This is a genomic window from Streptomyces sp. L7 (assembly GCF_050990935.1).
Lineage (GTDB): Bacteria > Actinomycetota > Actinomycetes > Actinomycetales > Microbacteriaceae > Leifsonia.
Map to the genome: position 1 here is coordinate 3,069,597 of NZ_CP194644.1, position 18,876 is coordinate 3,088,472.

Annotated in this window: 15 protein-coding genes and 4 pseudogenes; 9 read left to right on the top strand and 10 right to left on the bottom strand. The window is 67.1% G+C overall.

The features are described from left to right. Nucleotides 1–3 precede the first annotated feature (3 nt). The 3 genes and pseudogenes from gnd to dnaA all read right to left on the bottom strand — a co-directional run. A pseudogene (gene gnd, locus ACR5MH_RS15440) lies at nucleotides 4–890 on the bottom strand (phosphogluconate dehydrogenase (NAD(+)-dependent, decarboxylating)). Between the two features lie 36 nt (nucleotides 891–926). Beyond that, nucleotides 927–2,072, bottom strand: a complete 1,146-nt coding sequence (gene dnaN / locus ACR5MH_RS15445) for a DNA polymerase III subunit beta (RefSeq protein ID WP_431347998.1) — start codon at nucleotides 2,070–2,072, stop codon at nucleotides 927–929. Nucleotides 2,073–2,511: 439 nt separating this feature from the next. Further along, nucleotides 2,512–3,888, bottom strand: a pseudogene (dnaA, locus tag ACR5MH_RS15450) (chromosomal replication initiator protein DnaA); the annotation flags it as partial. 489 nt (nucleotides 3,889–4,377) lie between these two features. Here dnaA and rpmH point away from each other — a divergent pair. The 8 genes from rpmH to ACR5MH_RS15490 all read left to right on the top strand — a co-directional run bounded on the left by rpmH (nucleotide 4,378) and on the right by ACR5MH_RS15490 (nucleotide 9,481). Further along, nucleotides 4,378–4,515, top strand: a complete 138-nt coding sequence (gene rpmH, locus ACR5MH_RS15455) for a 50S ribosomal protein L34 (protein ID WP_021763546.1) — start codon at nucleotides 4,378–4,380, stop codon at nucleotides 4,513–4,515. Between the two features lie 42 nt (nucleotides 4,516–4,557). Next, a complete protein-coding gene (gene rnpA, locus ACR5MH_RS15460; protein WP_431347999.1) occupies nucleotides 4,558–4,974 on the top strand; it encodes a ribonuclease P protein component in 417 nt (138 codons plus the stop codon). Next, a complete protein-coding gene (gene yidD, locus ACR5MH_RS15465) occupies nucleotides 4,971–5,282 on the top strand; it encodes a membrane protein insertion efficiency factor YidD (RefSeq protein WP_431348000.1) in 312 nt (103 codons plus the stop codon). Before rnpA ends, yidD begins: the two co-directional genes overlap by 4 nt. Before the next feature lie 9 nt (nucleotides 5,283–5,291). Continuing rightward, nucleotides 5,292–6,266 (top strand): membrane protein insertase YidC, encoded by a 975-nt coding sequence (yidC, locus tag ACR5MH_RS15470; RefSeq protein WP_431348001.1) that lies wholly within the window; start codon nucleotides 5,292–5,294, stop codon nucleotides 6,264–6,266. 4 nt (nucleotides 6,267–6,270) lie between these two features. Beyond that, complete coding sequence (locus ACR5MH_RS15475) at nucleotides 6,271–6,825, top strand: protein jag (RefSeq protein WP_431348002.1); 555 nt, start codon at nucleotides 6,271–6,273, stop codon at nucleotides 6,823–6,825. A 154-nt stretch (nucleotides 6,826–6,979) separates the two neighbouring features. Next, nucleotides 6,980–7,468: a 16S rRNA (guanine(527)-N(7))-methyltransferase RsmG gene (gene rsmG, locus ACR5MH_RS15480; protein ID WP_433862661.1), complete on the top strand. Its 489-nt coding sequence runs from the start codon at nucleotides 6,980–6,982 to the stop codon at nucleotides 7,466–7,468. A gap of 175 nt (nucleotides 7,469–7,643) precedes the next feature. Beyond that, a complete protein-coding gene (locus ACR5MH_RS15485) occupies nucleotides 7,644–8,528 on the top strand; it encodes a ParA family protein (protein WP_433861925.1) in 885 nt (294 codons plus the stop codon). After that, on the top strand, nucleotides 8,528–9,481 hold the full coding sequence (locus tag ACR5MH_RS15490; RefSeq protein WP_433861926.1) for a ParB/RepB/Spo0J family partition protein: 954 nt from the start codon (nucleotides 8,528–8,530) through the stop codon (nucleotides 9,479–9,481). The genes ACR5MH_RS15485 and ACR5MH_RS15490 overlap by 1 nt, the downstream gene beginning before the upstream one ends. Before the next feature lie 63 nt (nucleotides 9,482–9,544). Here ACR5MH_RS15490 and ACR5MH_RS15495 read toward each other — a convergent pair whose 3' ends face one another. The 7 genes and pseudogenes from ACR5MH_RS15495 to ACR5MH_RS15525 form a co-directional block, all read right to left on the bottom strand. Further along, nucleotides 9,545–10,507: a D-alanine--D-alanine ligase family protein gene (locus ACR5MH_RS15495; RefSeq protein ID WP_433861927.1), complete on the bottom strand. Its 963-nt coding sequence runs from the start codon at nucleotides 10,505–10,507 to the stop codon at nucleotides 9,545–9,547. Between the two features lie 65 nt (nucleotides 10,508–10,572). Further along, nucleotides 10,573–11,895 carry a PLP-dependent aminotransferase family protein gene (locus ACR5MH_RS15500; protein WP_433861928.1) on the bottom strand — a complete coding sequence of 441 codons (1,323 nt, stop codon included), beginning with the start codon at nucleotides 11,893–11,895 and terminating at the stop codon, nucleotides 10,573–10,575. 150 nt (nucleotides 11,896–12,045) lie between these two features. Then, nucleotides 12,046–12,372: a thioredoxin gene (trxA, locus tag ACR5MH_RS15505; RefSeq protein ID WP_179604159.1), complete on the bottom strand. Its 327-nt coding sequence runs from the start codon at nucleotides 12,370–12,372 to the stop codon at nucleotides 12,046–12,048. A 15-nt stretch (nucleotides 12,373–12,387) separates the two neighbouring features. Further along, entirely contained in the window at nucleotides 12,388–13,434 is a 1,047-nt protein-coding gene (gene trxB / locus ACR5MH_RS15510; protein ID WP_433861929.1) for a thioredoxin-disulfide reductase, read from the bottom strand. A gap of 22 nt (nucleotides 13,435–13,456) precedes the next feature. Then, nucleotides 13,457–14,701, bottom strand: a complete 1,245-nt coding sequence (gene murJ / locus ACR5MH_RS15515; RefSeq protein WP_433862662.1) for a murein biosynthesis integral membrane protein MurJ — start codon at nucleotides 14,699–14,701, stop codon at nucleotides 13,457–13,459. Further along, a complete protein-coding gene (locus tag ACR5MH_RS15520) occupies nucleotides 14,623–15,063 on the bottom strand; it encodes a lipid II flippase MurJ (protein ID WP_431348006.1) in 441 nt (146 codons plus the stop codon). The genes murJ and ACR5MH_RS15520 overlap by 79 nt, the downstream gene beginning before the upstream one ends. Continuing rightward, nucleotides 15,056–17,307 (bottom strand): annotated as a pseudogene (locus ACR5MH_RS15525) (DUF6049 family protein). Before ACR5MH_RS15525 ends, ACR5MH_RS15520 begins: the two are co-directional and overlap by 8 nt. Before the next feature lie 132 nt (nucleotides 17,308–17,439). Here ACR5MH_RS15525 and ACR5MH_RS15530 point away from each other — a divergent pair. After that, nucleotides 17,440–18,863, top strand: a pseudogene (locus tag ACR5MH_RS15530) (CCA tRNA nucleotidyltransferase). Nucleotides 18,864–18,876 lie beyond the last annotated feature (13 nt).

Consider the following 18,876-nt stretch of genomic DNA (forward strand, 5'->3'; position numbering starts at 1 on the left):
GGGTTAGTCCACAGCCTTCACGGCGTGGCCGCCGAACTGGTTGCGGAGGGCGGCGACCGCCTTCATCGCGGGCGAGTCCTTCTGGCGGGAGACGAAGCGCGCGAAGATCGAGGCGCTGATCGTCGGAACGGGGACGGCGTTGTTGAGCGCCTCCTCGACGGTCCAGCGGCCCTCGCCCGAGTCCTGCACGAAGCCCTCGATGTGCTCGAACTCCGGGTCCTGCTCCAGGGCGCGCACCAGGAGGTCGAGCAGCCAGGAGCGCACGACCGTGCCGCGCTGCCACGCCTTGAACGTGCCGGTGACGTCCTTGATGATGTCCTTGCGCGTGTCGAGGAGCTCGTAGCCCTCGGCGTACGCCTGCATCAGCGCGTACTCGATGCCGTTGTGCACCATCTTCGCGTAGTGGCCGGCGCCCACCTCTCCGACATGGACGAAGCCCTCGTCGCGCGGGCCCTCCGGGCGCAGCGCGTCGAACACGGGCATGACGCGCTCGACCTGCTCCTTGGAGCCGCCGACCATCAGGCCGTAGCCGTTGTCCAGACCCCAGATGCCGCCGGAGACGCCGGCGTCCATGAAGTCGACGCCCTTCGGGGCGAGCTGCTCGGCGTGCTTGAAGTCCTCGGTGAACTTCGAGTTGCCGCCGTCGATGACGAGGTCGCCCTTCTCGAGCAGCGGCTTGAGGTCGGTGATCACCGAGTCGGTGATCTCGCCGGCCGGCACCATGACCCAGACGGTCCGCGGAGCGGGAGGGTCGCGACGAGGTCGGCGAGGGTGGCCACATCCGACACGTCGGGATTCGTGTCGTAGCCGGTGACCTCGATGCCGTTCTTCTCCAGGCGGGCGCGCATGTTGTTGCCCATGCGTCCGAGACCGATGAGGCCGATGTGCATGATTGTCCTTCTTCTCTCGTGGAGCGGGACCGGGTCCTAGCGCAGCAGCAGGTTGGGCTGCAGCAGGTACTTGTAGGAGTCCGAACCGGACTGATCCTTCGAGGTCTGACTCGTGATGAGCACCGGGCCCGGCTTGTTGGGGTTCTCGGTCTTGGTGAAGGAGATGCGCACGAATTCCGAGTGCACGGCACCGAGACCATCGAGCAGGAACTGCGGCTTCAATGAAACCACCGTCTCCTGGCCAGTGAGGAGAGCGTCGATGCTCTCGGATGCTTGCGCCTGCTCCGAGCCGATCGCTTCCAGCGTCAGTCCGTCGGCGGTGAAGGTGTAACGGAGCGCTGCCTCGCGCTCCAGGACGAGGGAGACGCGGCGCGTCGCCTCGATGAGCTCGGCGGTGTTCATGACCGCGTAGTTGTCGACCTGCTCGGGGAAGAGCCGGCGCACCGGCGGGAAGTTGCCCTTGATCAGCAGGGACGTCACGGTCTTCTTGTCCGCCGTGAACGCGATGAGCTCGCGGTCGTCGCGGTTCGTGATCGAGATGGACACCGTCCCGGAGTGGCCGAAGGTCTTGCCGATCTCGGTCAGGGTGCGCGCGGGGACGAGCGCGGTCTGCGGCTCGCCGGAGGTGGTGCCGTTGTCCCAGTCGATCTCGCGTACGGCGACGCGGTAGCGGTCGGTCGCGACCAGGCCGAGCGTGTTGTTCCCGACCTCGAGCTGCACGCCGGTGATCACCGGGGTGACATCGTCCCGGGAAGCCGCGACTCCGACCTGGGCGACGGCTTCGGCGAATTCCTCGGCGGGCACGAGTCCGGCGTCGCCGCCGACCTGCGGGATGCTCGGGTATTCCTCGACCGGCATGGAGAGCAGCGTGAAGTTCGCCGATCCGGCGCGGACCACGATCTTGGACTCCTCGGTCGAGAACTGGACGGGCGCGTTCGGGAGCTTGGCGGCGATCTCGGCCAGGAGCCGCCCGGAGACGAGCACGCGACCCGGCTCCTCGACCTCGGCAGCGATCTCCGTCTGCGCCGAGACCTCGTAGTCGAACGACGAGAGCTGCAGTCCGGTGTCCGTGGTCTCGATCAGAACGCCGCTCAGGATGGGGAGGGTCGTCCGCTGGGGAAGAAGCTTCACGGCGAAGGAGACGGCCTCACTGAAGACATCCCGATTGGCTTGGAACTTCACGAAGTCTCCCCTTGGTCGGCGCTCGGATACGAACGACACCGATCCTAGCGCTTGGCCTTCGACGCAGAAGTTGTCATTCGAGCAAGCGCTTGAGGTTGTCGGCCGGCCTTAACTGAGAAGGATTAATCATTAATGGTGTTAACCGCTGTGGAAACTGTGGATAACTCGGTGGATACCTTGCAATCAGCGGGAACTACACCCTCGTTACTTGTTGATGACCGGTGGAATCCCTCTGTTGACAAGGATTTCGAGCGTCAGCCCGATCGACGGCTTTTCACAGCCGGGAACCGTTCGTCCCCATTAATCGAGCGACTTTCCGGAACTTCTCCACAAGTTATCCCCAGGTGTTAATAACGAACTCTCCCCACTCTGGGGATCGATCTGTGGATAACTTTCTCGAGCGCCGCGGCGTGGCGCGCTGTCGAGACCGTGCGCCGGCTTACTTGCCGTAGCGGTGGTTCTGCTTGATCCGGCTGGTGAGCTCGGTCACCTGGTTGTAGATCGAGCGCCGCTCCTTCATGAGCTCGCTGATCTTCTTGTTCGCGTACATCACGGTCGTGTGGTCGCGGCCGCCGAAGAGCTGGCCGATCTTCGGCAGCGAGAGGTTCGTCAGTTCGCGGCAGAGATACATCGCGATCTGCCGTGCCGTGGCGACCGCCTGCGAGCGGCTCGAGCCGTAGAGGTCGTCGACGCTGAGCTTGAAGTACTCCGCGGTGTTGGTGATGATGTCGGTCGGCGCGATCACGTTGTCGTCGTCGAGCGTGATCAGGTCCTTCAGCACCGTCTGAACCAGCGGCATGTCGACCGGGGTGCGATTCAGGCTCGCGAAGGCGGTGACGCGGATCAGCGTTCCCTCCAGCTCGCGGATGTTGCTCGACACCTTCGACGCCATGAACTCGAGGATGTCGTCCGGGACGAGGATCTTCTCGCTCTGGGCCTTCTTGCGGAGGATCGCGATGCGGGTCTCCAGGTCGGGGACCTGGACGTCGGTGATCAGGCCCCACTCGAAGCGCGAGCGCATCCGGTCCTCGAAGCCCGTCAGGTGCTTCGGCGGGAGATCGCTGGTGATGACCACCTGCTTGTTGTGGTCGTGGAGGGTGTTGAAGGTGTGGAAGAACGCCTCCTGCGTCTCGACCGCGCGCTGCAGGAACTGGATGTCGTCGATCAGCAGGATGTCGATGTTCCGGTAGCGCGCCTGGAAGGACGAGCCCCGGTTGTTGGCGATCGAGTTGATGAAGTCGTTCGTGAACTCCTCGCTCGAGACGTACCGCACGCGGATGCCCGGGTAGAGGCTCATCGCGTAGTGGCCGATCGCGTGCAGGAGGTGGGTCTTGCCCAGGCCGGAGTCGCCGTAGATGAAGAGGGGTTGTACGCCTTGGCCGGCGCCTCCGCGACGGCGACCGCGGCCGCGTGCGCGAACCGGTTCGACTGGCCGATGACGAAGTTGTCGAAGCTGTACTTGGAGTTGAGACGGGTGTCGCCGTTGCGCGGGGGCGCGGTGATCTCGGTCGGCGGCGCCATCATCGGCGCGACGGCGTCCAGATAGGGGGCGGGCTCCGGCTCGGCGGGGCCGGCCATCGACTCCTGCTGGATCTCGGGGTTCACCACGATCGCGAAAGTGTTGACCTCGAGCGCCTGGTCGAGGTTGCCGATCGCGTTGAGGAGGGGGACGCGGCTGCGCTGCTCGATCATCCCGCGCGTGAACTCGTTGGGCACCTCGAGGTAGAAGGTTCCGGCCATGATGCCTTTGGGCTCGACCAGGCTGAGGAAGCCGTGCAACTGGGGTGTGATGCGGTCGTCCGTCTCGAGATTGTCGAGCACGTTCTGCCATGCCGCAGAAATGGACTCTTCGCCGCCTGCCATCGTTCCCCGTCTTCGAAATTCGTGGATGCCGTCGGCCCGACGCGAGACGAGTCGTCCCCCGTGTGACTCGCGCTGGGCTGGCGGCAAGGACGCCGCCGTGGGTATTCACAGAGTTATCCACCGCTGTGTGTGCAATACCGTAGCGATCTCCGGCCCTTTTTGGGATGGCCTGGGGATAACTTAGGAGTTCACGCTAACTTGTCCACAGGTGTGGATCAAATTCGGTTCGAGGAATACTCCGGCGCGTCGTTCGCTCGGTTCCTGCAAATCCCGTGCATAATCAAGGGTTTCAGGACGATCGGTTTGACCCGGGTCGCCTTAAGGACGTAGCTTTAATAGGTTGACTTCAGCCGTTTCGGCTGCCCAGAAACTTTCCTGGCCTCCCCGTGCTGGCCGAATCCATTCAGCACCGGCCTGTGAAGAGACCACCACGGAGATAGACATGAGCAAGAGAACGTTCCAGCCGAACAACCGCAAGCGCGCCAAGACCCACGGCTTCCGCCTCCGCATGCGCACGCGTGCCGGTCGCGCCATCCTGTCGGCGCGTCGTTCCAAGGGCCGCGAGAAGCTCTCGGCCTGACCCTTTCCGGGTCAGAGCCGCTTCCGGGTCAGGGCGCGACGCGTGCTCGCGAAGAACCATCGCATCACGCGGGGCGCGGAGTACCGGGCGACCGTGCGACGAGGTGCGCGCTTCAACGAAGTGAGCATGATCGCCTACGTCCGGTTCAATCGCGACTCCGACGTGGTGCGTTTCGGTTTCATCGTGAGCAAGGTGGTCGGTAACGCGGTCGTCCGCAACCGTGTGCGACGCCGGCTCAAGGCTGCGGCTTACGAACTGCTCCCCCGCCTCTCGTCGGCGCCCGCCGGCGGCGCAGGCCTGGACATCGTCATCCGGGCATTGCCAGCCTCCGCCCAAGTGACGTGGGCTAATCTGCACGGTGAGGTCTCGCGGGCCACCGACCGTTTCCTCAGCCGCCACACCACCAGTCCGCGCGACAGCCGTCCGCGGGACACCAGCGAAGGCAACGTCCGTCCATGAACACCGCGATCGCCGCAGTGCTCCTCGCTCCGAGGAACGCTGCCGTGTTGGTGCTCCGGGCGTACCGCGCGGTGATCTCCCCGCTCTACGGCGACGTCTGCCGGTACTACCCCTCGTGCTCCGCCTATACGCTGCAGGCGATTCAGGAGCACGGGGTGATCGTTGGAAGCGCGCTCGGAATTCGCCGGATCGCCCGCTGCCACCCGTGGGCAGCCGGAGGGGTCGATGACGTCCCCCTCAAGAAGAAGCGCCGCTACCGGGTCACTCCGTTCGGATTCGTCGTCGCCACCAGCCAGGGAAAGGCCTAGCACCCAGACATGGACATCATCGGTACCATCCTCTGGCCCATCAAATGGGTCGTGGAACTCATCCTCGTCGCCTGGCACTGGCTGTTCAGCACCATGGGGATGGACCCGGCGGCGGGTATCACCTGGGTGCTGTCCATCGTCGGTCTGACCGTCGTCGTCCGTGCGGCACTGATCCCGATCTTCGTCCGGCAGATCAAGAACCAGCGACGCATGCTGGAGATCGCGCCGCAGCTCAAGAAGATCCAGGACAAGTACAAGGGCAAGAAGGACCAGTTCTCCCGCGAGGCGATGTCGCGCGAGACGATGGAGCTCTACAAGAAGACGGGCACCAACCCGCTGAGCTCCTGCCTCCCGCTGCTGCTTCAGATGCCCGTGTTCTTCGCCCTGTTTCAGGTCCTCAACGGCGCGCAGAGCGGCAAGGCCGGCGTCGGCCCGCTGAACGCGACGCTCGCCGAACAGTTCGGCAGCTCGACGCTGTTCGGCGTCGCGCCACTGCACCAGAGCTTCCAGGGTGCGCTGAACGCCCACCCGCAGCAGGTCGCCGTCATGGTCATCGCCGCGACGATGGTCGTGCTCATGACCGGATCGCAGTTCCTCACCCAGCTCCAGATCGTCTCCAAGAACATGTCGCCGGAGACCAAGGCGAGCCCGCAGTTCAAGCAGCAGCGCATCCTGCTGTACCTGCTCCCCTTCGTCTTCCTGTTCTCCGGCTTCGCCTTCCCGCTCGGTGTCATGTTCTACTGGCTGACCTCGAACCTGTGGACGATGGGGCAGCAGTTCCTGGTGATCCGCAACATGCCGACCCCGGGCTCCGACGCGGCCAAGGCGCGCGAGGCCCGCCTGGCTCGTAAGGGCAAGCTCGTGCAGGACGGCGCCGTCGTCCTCCAAGTGGATGAAGTGCCGCAGCAGCAGAAGCCGGTGACGACCCAGCGCGCGCAGCCGGTGAATAAGAACCGTGCGAAGAAGCAGGCCGGAAAGAAGTAGGGATATGACCGACGTGCAGACCGAGTTCACGCCTTCCGACGAGGAAGCCGTCCACTCCCCCATCACCGCAGACGTCGACGGCGACGCCGAGTCGGCGCCCGCTGCCGACCTCGACCGCGAGGGCGACATTGCCGCGGACTACATCGAGGAGCTGCTCGACATTGCCGACATCGACGGCGACATCGACATCGACACTCGGAACGGCCGAGCCTACATCTCGGTGAACGCCGACGAAGGAACCAACCTGCGCCTGCTGTCCAAGCCGGACACGGTCGCTGCGCTCCAGGAGTTGACCCGCCTCGCGGTTCAGAACCAGACCGGCGGCTTCTCTCGCTTGATCCTCGACATCGCCGGCTCGCGCGATGCGCGCCAGGCGGAGCTCGCGACGCTGGTGGACCGGGCGATCGCGCGCCTCGAAGAGGGCTCGGCGGAGGCTTCCCTCCCGGCCATGTCGTCGTACGAGCGGAAACTGGTCCACGACATCGTGTCCGAGCGTGGTTACGTGTCGAACTCGCGCGGCGAGGGTCGTGACCGTCACACGGTTATCACTGCGGCGTAGTTTCACGTGAAACGGTGATTGATTCCGTCGAGACCGAACCTTCGGTCGCTGCAGAGCTCTTCGGTGAGCGACTGAGTGTCGCACGTGCGTTCACAGCCAACCTGGTGGCGCAGGGCGAGGAGCGTGGCCTCATCGGCCCGCTCGAACTCCCCGCATCTGGACGCGCCACATCCTGAACTGTGCGATCGTGGCGCCGTTGCTCAACCCCGGCCATGTCGGTGACGTTGGCAGCGGGGCCGGCTTGCCGGGTCTCGTACTGGCCATTGCCCGACCGGACGTCGACTTCGTGCTGATTGAGCCGATGGAGCGTCGGGTTGCGTGGCTCTCCGAGCAGGTCGACGAACTCGGCCTGGACAACGTGTCTGTCGTGCGCGATCGCGCAGAGGACGTGCGCCTGACCCAGCCGCTGGATCAGGTGACCGCACGTGCCGTGAGCGCGTTCCGCAAGCTGATTCCGTTGACCGCTCCCCTGCTCCGTGATGGTGGCGAGTTGATACTCATGAAGGGCGCTGGCGCGGCCGCTGAGGTCGAGGCTGCGACGAAGGAACTACGGAAGTTCCGCGTTCGCGACGTCGAGGTGCTCACTCTCGGCGAGGGCGTTCTCGACGACGTCACGCGCGTTATCCGGGCACGGGTGCGCTGAGGAAAATCGGGTTCTCCACAGCCCCAGCGATGCTGAGGGGTGTGGTTGGACATGCAAGCTAGAGTTGACGAGTGGTTCGCACCGCGTTCCAGTTTCTCCACCGCGGCGAGGCCGTACACCGAACCAAGCGACGAGGTTTCACGTGAAACAACCCGATCAGAATGCTCCCGTAGAGGTGGGTGAAGCCACCTTCGACGCGTCGACACCACTCGCCCGGGAGATTCAGGATCTGGCCAGGAGGAGACAAGTCATCGCTTCAGCGACGCTGCCGTTACCATCGCAGACACGGATCTTCACGATCTCCAATCAGAAAGGCGGCGTCGGCAAGACGACCACGGTCGTGAACCTTGCGGCGGCGCTGGCGAAGTCTGGCGCGCGGGTGCTGGCAATCGACCTCGATCCCCAGGGGAACGCCTCCACAGCGTTGAGTGTGGAGCATCGTGAGGGGACACCGAGCGTCTACGATGTGATCGTCAACGACAAGGAGCTCGAGGAGGTCATCCAGAAGAGTCCGGAGTTCGACGGGCTCTTCGTGATTCCCGCCACCATCGACCTCGCCGGTGCGGAAATCGAACTCGTCTCCATGGTCGCACGTGAGCAGCGCCTTTCGCGTGCGCTCGGTCGCTTCCTCGACGAGTACGACATCGACTACGTCCTCATCGACTGCCCGCCGTCGCTCGGGCTGCTCACCATCAACGCGTTCGTCGCTGCTACCGAGGTTCTCATCCCGATTCAGTGCGAGTACTACGCGCTCGAGGGCCTGAGCCAGCTTCTGAAGAACATCCAGCTCATCGAGCGTCACCTCAATCCAAAGCTGCAGGTGTCGACGATTCTGCTGACCATGTACGACTCGCGGACCAACTTGGCCCATCAGGTGGCCGACGACGTCCGGCAACACTTCCCTGACGAGGTGCTCGACACGATCATTCCGCGCTCCGTGCGGATCTCGGAGGCACCGAGCTACGGGCAGAGCGTCATCAGCTATGACGCGAACTCATCCGGCTCGCTCTCGTACCTCGAGGCGGCCGCTGAAATCGCACGAAGAGGAGTACCCCGCTAATGGCAGCGAAGCGCACTGGTTTGGGACGCGGTATCGGCGCACTGATCCCCACGAGCGATCAGTCGTCGCGACCGGTGGACGTATTCTTCCCGCAGACGTCCGCAGTGGCGACGGAAGAGCTCGTCGCGGTGCCCGGAGCGCGGCTTGCGAACCTCTCCCCCGCTGACATCGTCCCGAACGCCGTGCAGCCGCGCGTGGAGTTCGACCGGGAGGCGCTGGACGAGTTGGTGGCGAGCATCCGCGAGGTCGGTGTGCTCCAGCCCGTGGTCGTGCGGCCACTCGCCGGTCAGGTGGACAAGTACGAGCTCATCATGGGCGAGCGTCGGCTGCGCGCGACCAAGGAGCTCGGGCTCGACAGCATCCCTGCGGTCATCAAGGACACCGCGGACGAGGACATGCTGCGGGATGCGCTCCTCGAGAACTTGCACCGATCGCAGCTCAACCCGCTGGAAGAGGCGTCGGCGTACCAGCAGCTCCTGGCGGACTTCGGAATCACGCAGGAGCAGCTCGCGACCCGGATCGGTCGTTCGCGCCCCCAGATCACCAACACGATCCGCCTGCTGAAGCTGCCGGCGCCGGTGCAGTCGCGGGTAGCGGCCGGCGTCCTCAGCGCGGGCCACGCTCGCGCGATCCTTTCGGTCGGCGACGACGAGGACGCGATGGTGCGGCTGGCGGACAAGATCGTCAACGAGGAGCTCTCGGTCCGCGCTGCGGAGGCCGCCGCCAGCCGGACGCCGAAGCCGGTTCGGAGCAAGGCCTCCCCTGGCAAGCACCGCGGTCACCTGGACGAGGTGGCCGAGCGGCTCGGTGATCGCCTCAACACGCGCGTGAAGATCAGCTTGGGCGCACGAAAAGGCCAGATCGTGGTCGATTTCGCCACGATTCAGGACCTGAACCGGATTCTGGATGAGATCGGCCAGCCGACGTACAGCTCGCCGGTCCGTTTCACGTGAAACCCCGCCACAGCTAAACGGGGGAGGCTGAGTCAGCCTCCCCCGTTTCACGTGAAACCCCGATCACTCCCCCGCGTCCGCGATCGCCGCTGCCGCAAGCGTCGCGTAGACATCCCCGAGGTCGCGACCGGATGCTGCGATCGCCTGGGGCATGATCGAGGTCTCGGTGAGACCCGGGAGGACGTTCGCCTCCAGGAACCACGGGACACCGCCCGCGTCGACGATCAGATCGACTCGGGACAGGTGACGGAGACCGAGCGCCGCGTGCGCGGCGGTTGCCGCGGCCGAGACGGCCTTGATCGTCGACTCGTCCAGCCGCGCCGGCACATAGAACCGGGTCTCCCCCGCGTTGTACCGCGCATCGAACGTGTAGGGGCCCTCGATCGGCTCGATCTCCACGGGTGGGAGGGCGATCGGACCGTCGCCCGTGTCGAGCACGGCGACGGAGACCTCGACGCCGGCGATCTTCCGCTCGATCAGCGCGACATCGGCGTACGTGTACGCGTCGACCATCGCCCGCGGGAGCTCCTCCGTTGCCGTGACGATGGTGACACCCTGCGCAGAACCGCCGTGCGCAGGCTTGACCACGAGCGGGACATCGAACGCGCCGAGCACCGTCGCCAGCACACTGTTGGCGCCGAGCTCCCGGAAGGTCTCCTTGGGAAGCGTGATCGACGCGGGAGTGGCGATGCCGGCGCGCGAGACGACCGTCTTGGCGGCCGGTTTCGACCAGGCGAGGCGGGCGGCGTCGGTGGTCGACCCGACGAACGGAACGCCGGCGAGTTCCAACAGCGCGCGGAGGGCGCCGTCCTCGCCGCTCGATCCGTGCAGGGCCGGCCAGACGACGTCCGGGCGGCTCTCGCTGAGGTATCCGAGCAGAGCGCCGTCCGGCTCGCGCACGGTGACGTGGTGCCCGAGCGACTGGAGACCGTCGGCGACACGTCGGCCGCTGCGCAGCGAGATGTCGCGTTCATGCGAGATGCCGCCGGCGAGAACGACGATGTCGAGTGCTTCTTTTTCGGCCATGATCTGCTCTTTCTTCGGCGATGGATCGACTGGAGGAGCGTAGAGGACGCTGTGTGACGCGTCCGTCAGCGCAGGTCGGTCGGCGGGTTCGGGCTGGTGTGAGTGGCGCGCGACGCTGTGAGCGGACCGGTCCCGGCGAAGGTGTCCAGGAGGTCCTGCTCACCGTTGATGACGTTGGCGAGCCGCCGGACGCCGACCTTGATGTTCTCCGGTGTGGGGTAGCAGAACGACAGCCGGATGTTCTGCGCACCAGATCCGTCCCCGTAGAACGCGGTGCCCGGCGTGTACGCGACGAGCTCGGTCACGGCACGCGGCAGCATCGCCTTGGAGTCGAGATGCGGCGGCAGCGTGAGCCACACGTAGAAGCCGCCGTTCGGGTTGGTCCAAGACAGCTCGGGTAGGTGCTCCTCAAGGGCGGAGATCATGGCCTCCTTGCGCTCGCGGTACACGCCGCGGAAGGTGTCGATCTGGCCCCGCCAGTCGGCGTCGCGCAGATACTCCGAGATCACCAGCTGGCTGAACGAACTCGGGCTCAGGACGGCCGCCTCGTTGGCGAGGATCAGCTTCTCCCGGATGGCGTGAGGAGCGAGCGCCCAGCCGACCCGGAATCCGGGCGCCAGGGTCTTCGAGAAGGTCCCGAGGTAGACGACGCCGTCGCGTTCGACCGAGCGCATCGCCGCAGGGGGCTTCTCACCGAAGTAGAGCAGCCCGTACGGGTTGTCCTCCAGCACCAGGATGTCGTTCTGGCGGGCGATCTCGAGGACCTCGAGCCGTCGCTCCCACGACAGGGTCACGCCGGCCGGGTTGTGGAAGGTCGGCACCGTGTAAAGGAACTTCACCCGCCGGCCCGCTGCCTTCAGCCGGGCGATGTGCTCGCGCAGGGCCTCCGGGATCAAGCCGTGCTCATCCATCGGGATGTGGTCGACCTCTGCCTGGTACGAGCGGAAGATGACCATCGCCGTCACATAGCTGGGACCCTCCGCCAGCACGACGTCGCCCGGGTCGATGAACAGTTTGCTGAACAGTTCGAGCGCGTGCTGCGAGCCGGTCGTCACGATGACATCGTCGGCGCTGCCGCTGATCCCCTCGAGCGCCATGACCTCCAGGATCTGCTCCCGCAGCGCCGGCACACCCTGGCCGGAGCCGTACTGGAGGGCGACCGGACCCTGCTCGCGCATCACCCGGTCCATCGCCCCGACCACCAGATCGTCGGGGAGTGCCGCGACGTACGGCATGCCGCCGGCCAGCGAGACCACCTCGGGCCGGCTGGCGACGGCGAACAGGGCTCGGACCTCACTGGCGGCCAGGCCGCTGGTGCGCTGTGCGTAGTGGTGATACCACGGGTCCAGATTGTTGCCCTGCTGGCGAGGGCTGCCCTGTTCTGTCACGAATCGTCCGTTTCTCGTGTCGTTCATTCATGCTAGGGGCGGCACGCGTCCCGCTGGAAATCGAGCCGTCTCCCGGATATACGAAAGACCCGCCCGGCGGGTGAGCGCCGGACGGGTCTGACAGTGTGTGGAAGCTGTCTGGCTGTCGCGCTACGCGAGGTAGGCGGCCAGGTCGGCCTCGAGGGCGGGCTTCGGCTTTGCGCCGATGACGGTCTTGACGACCTCTCCGCCCTGATAGACCTTCATCGCGGGGATGGAGGTGATCTGGTACTTCGCCGCGGTCTGCGGGTTCTCGTCCACATTGAGCTTGACGATCTCGATCTTGTCCGCGTGCTCGGCGGCGATCTGGTCGAGGATCGGGCCGACGGCACGACACGGACCGCACCACTCGGCCCAGAAGTCGACAAGAACGGTCTTGCCGCTGCTGAGGACGTCCTGCTCGAAGGTGGCGTCCGTGACGGAACGTGCTGCTGACATAGTTGCTGATTCTCCTTATGCGGTGGTGGTGAGTTCGAGATCGCCGGACGCGCCTTCCGCCGCGCGCTCCAGCAGGTCCTTGGGGAGGGTCGTGAGGTAGTGCTCGGCGTCGAGCGCGGCGACCGTCCCCGACGCGGCGGCGGTGACCGCCTGGCGGTAGGTGGGGTCGATCACGTCGCCCGCGGCGAACACGCCCGCGACCTTCGTCTTGGAGGTCCGGCCGGCGACCGCAATGGTCCCCTCCGGAGTGAGGTCGAGCTGGCCGTGGACCAGGTGCACCCGCGGGTCGTTGCCGATCGCGATGAACAGGCCCTGCAGCTCCAGCTCACTCTGCTCGCCGGTCTCAAGGTTGCGCAGCGTCACCGCACGCACCTGCTCGTCGCCGCTGATGCCGACGACCTCCGAGTTCCAGATGAACTCGATCTTCTCGTTGGCGAAGGCGCGCTCCTGCATGATCTTTGAGGCACGCAGCGACTCGCGGCGATGGATGACGTAGACCTTGTCCGCGAAGCGGGTCAGGAACGTCGCTTCCTCCATCGCCGAGTCACCGCCGCCGACGACGGCGATCGTGCGCTCGCGGAAGAAGAAGCCGTCGCAGGTGGCGCACCAGGAGACGCCGTGACCGGACAGACGCTCCTCGTCCTCCAGGCCCAGCTTGCGGTATGCGGAGCCCGTGGCGAAGATCACCGACAGCGCCTCGTGCACGGCGCCGGAGCCGAGGGTGACCGTCTTGACGTCGCCGGAGAGGTCGACGGACACGACGTCGTCGAGGACGATGTCGGTGCCGAACTTCTCGGCCTGCGCCTGCATCTTGAACATGAGGTCGGGGCCCATGACACCATCGGGGAAGCCGGGGAAGTTCTCGACCTCCGTGGTGTTCATCAGCTCGCCGCCGGCCTCGACAGAGGAGGCGATCAGCAGCGGCTTGAGGTTGGCGCGAGCGGCGTAGATGGCCGCCGTGTAACCGGCAGGGCCGGAACCGATGATGATGATCTGCCGCACGGAGGAACTCCTTGATGGTCTGCGGTGCTCCGTCCGGAGACACCGCCCTGTAGAACACATCCTAGGCGGATGCTATTCCGTGTCACCTGCGAGCGGAGGAACGGGCCGCGGCGCGGTCCAGAACGGGCGCAAGACCGGCCTCCAGGTCGTTCGAGCGCAGGATCGCGAGGAACCCGAGGTAGACGACCAGCATGACGACGCCGACGACCGCGGTGGACACGATGGCGGCGATGGGATGGCTCACCGGGAACGCCCCCGCCGACACGCCGCCGAGGATGACGAGGAAACCGGCGCCGGCGATCATCGCGGCGACGCCGGCGACGACGAACCGCCAGAGCGACGCGAAGATCCGCGTCCCGTCCACTCCCCCGGTCCGCCGGCGCAGCAGCCAGAACGCGAGGACCGCCTGAAGCAGGCTCGCCAGCGAGACGACGAACGCGACGGACGCCGCGCGCACCGACGGGGGCACGGTGAAGCAGATGAGCACGCCGACCACGATCACGACCACCTGCGCGAGCGTGAAGAAGAACGGAGTCCTCGTGTCCCCGAGCGAGTAGAACGCGCGCTGCGCCATGAACACCAGCGAGAAGGGCACCAAGCCGATCAGGTAGGCGATGAGCACGAGCCCCATCGCCTGGTAGTCGCCGGTGAACACGCGCGCGATCGGGTACGCAGTGACGATGAGCGCGGCCGAGGCGAACACGATGAACAGCATGATCGAGCGCGCGGCCGAGGAGAAGTCCTGCCGGAACGAGTTCACCGCGCCCTGGTGCGCGTGCTCGGCCATCCGCGTGTAGAAGGCGGTCACGATGGAGACCGCGATGATGCCGTGCGGCAGCATGAAGATGAGCCACGCGTTCTGCATGACGAACGGGCCGGCGAACTGGGGACCCGCCGAGTTCGAGACGTTGATCTCGATCAGGCCGGCGAGCTGCGTCGCGATGAGCATCGCGAACGTCCAGCCCGCCGCCTTGCCGGCGGTCCCCAGGTTGACCCCGCGCCAGCCGAAGTCGAAGCGGAAACGGAGGCCGATCCGGCGCCAGAAGATGAACAGGACGAGCGCCTGGACGGCGATTCCCAGCGTCGCGCCTCCGGCCAGCAGCGCGATCATCCCGAACGACCACTCGGTGCCGTGCCCGCCGCGCGACGCCGTGCCGAAGGCGACGATGAAGGCGACGAGGAGGACGATGGCGACGATGTTGTTGACGACCGGCGCCCAGGTGAACGGACCGAACGACTTGCGGGCGTTCAGCACCTCGCCGAGCAGCGTGTACAGCCCGAGGAAGAAGATCTGCGGCAGCGACCAGTAGGCGAACGCGGTGGCCAGGGGCGCTGCTCCGGCAGCACGCCGAAGAGCACGATCAGCGCGGGAGCCAGGAGGGTCGCGACAAGTGCGATCGCTGCGAAGACGACCATCCCGAGCGTGACGAGCTTGTTGATGTAAGCCCGGCCGCCGTCAGCATTGACCGACGCTCGGATGATCTGCGGTACGAGTACCGCGTTCAGGATGCCCTGGGCGATGATCGCGTACAGGCTGTTCGGGATGGTGGTCGCCGTGGCGTAGGCGCCAGCGGCGAAGGACACCGCGCCGATCGCCTGGACCAAAAGCCACGCTTTGGCGAAGCCGAGCAGCCTCGAGACGAGGGTGCCCGAGGCGAGGATGGCGCTCGCGCGCCCGACGCTAGCCATCGGCGCCGCCCGGTGCGGGCTGGGTGTCCGCGTCATCGGCGGCGGAGTCGCCGTCGCCGCGGGGTCGGGCGGTCTCGGTGGCGTCATCGTCATCCCCGTCCTTGCGGCGCTGGCTCCGTCGTCGCAGGATGTTGCGCACGATCCCGAAGCCGAACAGCAGCACGAGCAGGCCGCCGAAGATCAGCGCCCCGATGCCCTCCCAATCGGCGTGCACGTCCACCGTGACCGAGCTGGGGTCCCCGATCGGCACGCCCGTCGGGCTGTAGAGCTGCAGCGAGAGGATGACCTGGCCGTTGCCGACCTTGGCCTTCACCGGCACGAGCATCGTCGCCCGGGAGTCCTGCGGGATGGACTTCGTGGTCGGTGCGTCGATCTCCAGCCGGCTGTTCGACGGCGACGCGCTGAGCACGACTGTGGCCGCCTCCGTGCTCAGCTCGTTGCTGACCGTGAACGGGATCGACCCCTGCGCGCTCACCAGGTTCACGCTCTCCGTGGGCAGGATGTGGACCGCGTGGAGGGTCTTGACCGTCGACTGCCTGCTCGCACCGACCGCGGCCGTCCAGGACGTGCGCGGGTTCTGCCACGAGACGGCGAGCAGGGTGAGGAGCTGCGCCCGCGTCTGCCCCGTCAGCGTCGTCGGGTCGCTGAGGATGGTGGCGAACTCGTCGATCGACTTCTCGTCCTTCAGCAGCAGGTGGATGTTGTCGATCCGGGCCTGCGACTCCGGGGCGTCGGTCATCGCGAGCTCGGGCGACGGTGCGGAGGACAGCAGGGCGGGGAAGGTCGACGGCGCCGCGAACGGGCTGGTGAACAGGGCGTCCAGCGTGCGCTGGAGCTGCGTCCCGCTCGACGGCCAGGAGCGGTCGAGCCCGAGGAGCAGGTGGCGTGGGGTCGTGCCCTCCGCGCTGACGAGCTGGAGCTGCGCGTTCAGCTTCGACATGGCGGTGTTCCAGGCGAGGTCGCTCGGCGCGGAGACGGCCTGACGGAGCGCCTCGGAGAGCCGCTGGTCGGTGACCGCGAGCGCCGACGATCCGATGTGCTGCGGCGCGTTCGGGGTCGAGTCGAGCTTGTCGGCGTTGGTGTTGCTGCCCGAGAGGACGACTGTCCGGAGGCCGGCGGCCGCGAGGGGGGCGAGGTCGGCGATGCGGAGGGTGTCGTCGCCGGGCCACGCGACTCCGCGGAGGGTGTAGTTCCAGGCCAGCAGCCGGTCGAGGGTGGGGAGGGTCGTCCCTGTGCCGGGGGTGGGGGTCGGGCTGGGCGACGTCGCGGGCGGGGCCGTCGGAGTCTGCGGCTCCCCGATAGCCGTCGGGCTCGGCGAGAAGTTCTTGGGATCGAGCGCGTACCCCAGCGCGGTCGGCTGCAGCGGCGCGGGCAGGCCGGCCTGGATCTGGCCGGCGACATCCGCGTCGCCGTAACCGAGTGAGAAGGTGTCGTTCGGGAGGGCACTCAGCCGGTCGAGCCACGCCGTCGCGGTTGCGGGTGCCGAGTTCCCGAGCGCGCGGATGGAGGCGAGGATCATCGGATCGATGCCGACGGCGACGGTCGCGTGGTTCTGGAGACCGTCGAGGTCGCGGGTCAGCACGCCGTTCGGCGCCGTGTAGGTGGCCAGATCCTGTGCGGAGATGAGGCCGTCACCGGTCGACGGGCTCACGATCGGCATCACGACGCCGACGGCGGAGCGCGTCGCGGCGGCGCCCGGGCTCCACACGACCGACCCCCGGGCGTTCGCGACCACCGGGCCGATGTCGACCGTGGCGCCGAGCCCATAGACGGCCGAAGTGGTCCTGGCAGCGAACGGGACGGCCGCGGCCGGCACGTTCACGCGCACCACGACACTCGAACCCGGCTCGAGGAGGGGAGTGTCGCCTTGCCGAGGTCGACGCGGTCCGAGACGGCGTCCGCGGAGGTGAGCCAGGAGGCGAGATCCGCTCGCGTCTTCCGCTGCTGCGGGTCCAGCCAGAGCCCGACCGAGCCGGCCGTGTAGGGGGTGTCCGTGGGGTTGGTCACCGTGACGGACGTGACCAGATCCTGTCCGGGCGCCAGCACTCCGCCGTTGTCGGCGGTCAGGGATGCGCTGATCGAGGCGTTCGTCGCGGTGCGGACGGAGGCTGCGGCGACGGTCGCGGAGGACGCGGTCGCCTGGCTCCCGGCGGGACCGCCCAGCAGGGCGACGACGGCGATGCCCGCGCCGATGAGGGCAGCAGGCAGTCGCGCACCCCGGAGGGTGAAGCGGGGTACGCTCATGCGCCGACGCACGATCCCGGTTCCGCCTCCATGTCGTCGATTCTAGGGGCCGCCCCCTGTGAGAGCCCGGCGAGCACGCGGCGTCCGGGCGAGGCGAGCGGCGCGTCCGGCGTCCCATTAAACTGAGGCACCATGCAGTCCGTCGCCGAATCCCTCGACCGCCTCGGCGCCCTCGCGAAGACCCCGACGGTCGATCGGCTCGCCCGGGCGTTCGCCGCAGCCGGCTTCGAGCTGTCGCTCGTGGGGGTCCCGTGCGCGACGCGCTTCTGGGCCGCGCGGTCCACGATCTGGACTTCACCACCGACGCGCGTCCGGACGACATCCTCGGCGTCGTCCGGCCGCTCGCCGACGCCGTGTGGGACATCGGCCGCGCGTTCGGGACGATCGGCGCCCGCTTCGGCGACGACACGGTGGAGATCACGACCTACCGCAGCGACAGCTACGACGGCGCGACGAGGAAGCCGGAGGTGCAGTTCGGGGACACGCTCGAGGGCGACCTCCTGCGCCGGGACTTCACGGTCAACGCGCTCGCCCTCCGCATCCCGGAGGTGCGGCTGGTGGACCCGTCCGGCGGCGTGGAGGACCTCCTGGCCCGACGTATCACGACGCCCGCGAGCCCCGAGGTGTCGTTCGGCGACGACCCGCTGCGGATGATGCGCGCCGCCCGGTTCGCCGCGCAGCTCGGGTTCACCGTCGACGATCCGACCCGCGAGGCGATGGCCGACATGGCCGACCGGATCGGGATCGTCAGCGCCGAGCGCGTGCGCGACGAGCTCACCAAGCTGCTGGCGGCCGACGACCCGCGCCCCGGCATCGAGCTCTTCGTGGGCTCCGGACTCGCCGACCAGGTGCTGCCGGAGGTGCCGGCGCTGCGGCTGGAGGTGGACGAGCACCACCACCACAAGGATGTGTACCAGCACAGCCTGACCGTGCTCGACCAGGCGATCGGCTACGAGAAGGAGCGTCACCCCGGCACCGCGCCCGACCTGGTGCTTCGGATCGCCGCGCTCCTGCACGACATCGGAAAGCCGGCGACGCGGCGGTTCGAGCCCGGCGGCGCCGTCAGTTTCTATCACCACGACGTCGTGGGCGCGAAGCTCGCCAAGAAGCGGCTGACCGCCCTGCGCTTCGACAAGGCCACCGTCGACTCGGTCGCGCGCCTGATCGAGCTGCACCTCCGCTTCTTCGGGTACTCCGACGCGCACTGGACCGACTCGGCCGTCCGCCGGTACGTGCGCGACGCCGGAGGCGAGCTGGAGCGCCTCCACATGCTGACCCGCGCCGACGTGACGACGCGCAACCGGCGGAAGGCCGACCGGCTCGGCTTCGCGTACGACGACCTGGAGCAGCGCATCGCCGAGCTGAAGGCGCAGGAGGAGCTGGACGCCGTCCGTCCCGACCTCGACGGGGAGCAGGTGATGCGGCTGCTCGGGCTGAGGCCCGGACGCGACGTCGGTCAAGCGCTCTCCTTTCTCCTGGAGCTGCGGCTCGACGAAGGACCGCTGGGCGAGGAGGAGGCCACGCGGCGCCTGCTCGCGTGGTGGGAGGCGCGATAGGAGGTCGGCCGCT

Excerpts from the sequence above, each read along its gene's own strand:
- rpmH (WP_021763546.1), top strand. The coding sequence starts at position 4,378 with ATGAGCAAGAGAACGTTCCAGCCGAACAACCGCAAGCGCGCCAAGACC.
- yidD (WP_431348000.1), top strand. The coding sequence starts at position 4,971 with ATGAACACCGCGATCGCCGCAGTGCTCCTCGCTCCGAGGAACGCTGCC.
- yidC (WP_431348001.1), top strand. The coding sequence starts at position 5,292 with ATGGACATCATCGGTACCATCCTCTGGCCCATCAAATGGGTCGTGGAA.
- ACR5MH_RS15475 (WP_431348002.1), top strand. The coding sequence starts at position 6,271 with ATGACCGACGTGCAGACCGAGTTCACGCCTTCCGACGAGGAAGCCGTC.
- ACR5MH_RS15490 (WP_433861926.1), top strand. The coding sequence starts at position 8,528 with ATGGCAGCGAAGCGCACTGGTTTGGGACGCGGTATCGGCGCACTGATC.
- ACR5MH_RS15495 (WP_433861927.1), bottom strand. The coding sequence starts at position 10,507 with ATGGCCGAAAAAGAAGCACTCGACATCGTCGTTCTCGCCGGCGGCATC.
- trxA (WP_179604159.1), bottom strand. The coding sequence starts at position 12,372 with ATGTCAGCAGCACGTTCCGTCACGGACGCCACCTTCGAGCAGGACGTC.
- trxB (WP_433861929.1), bottom strand. The coding sequence starts at position 13,434 with ATGTGTTCTACAGGGCGGTGTCTCCGGACGGAGCACCGCAGACCATCA.
- ACR5MH_RS15520 (WP_431348006.1), bottom strand. The coding sequence starts at position 15,063 with ATGGCTAGCGTCGGGCGCGCGAGCGCCATCCTCGCCTCGGGCACCCTC.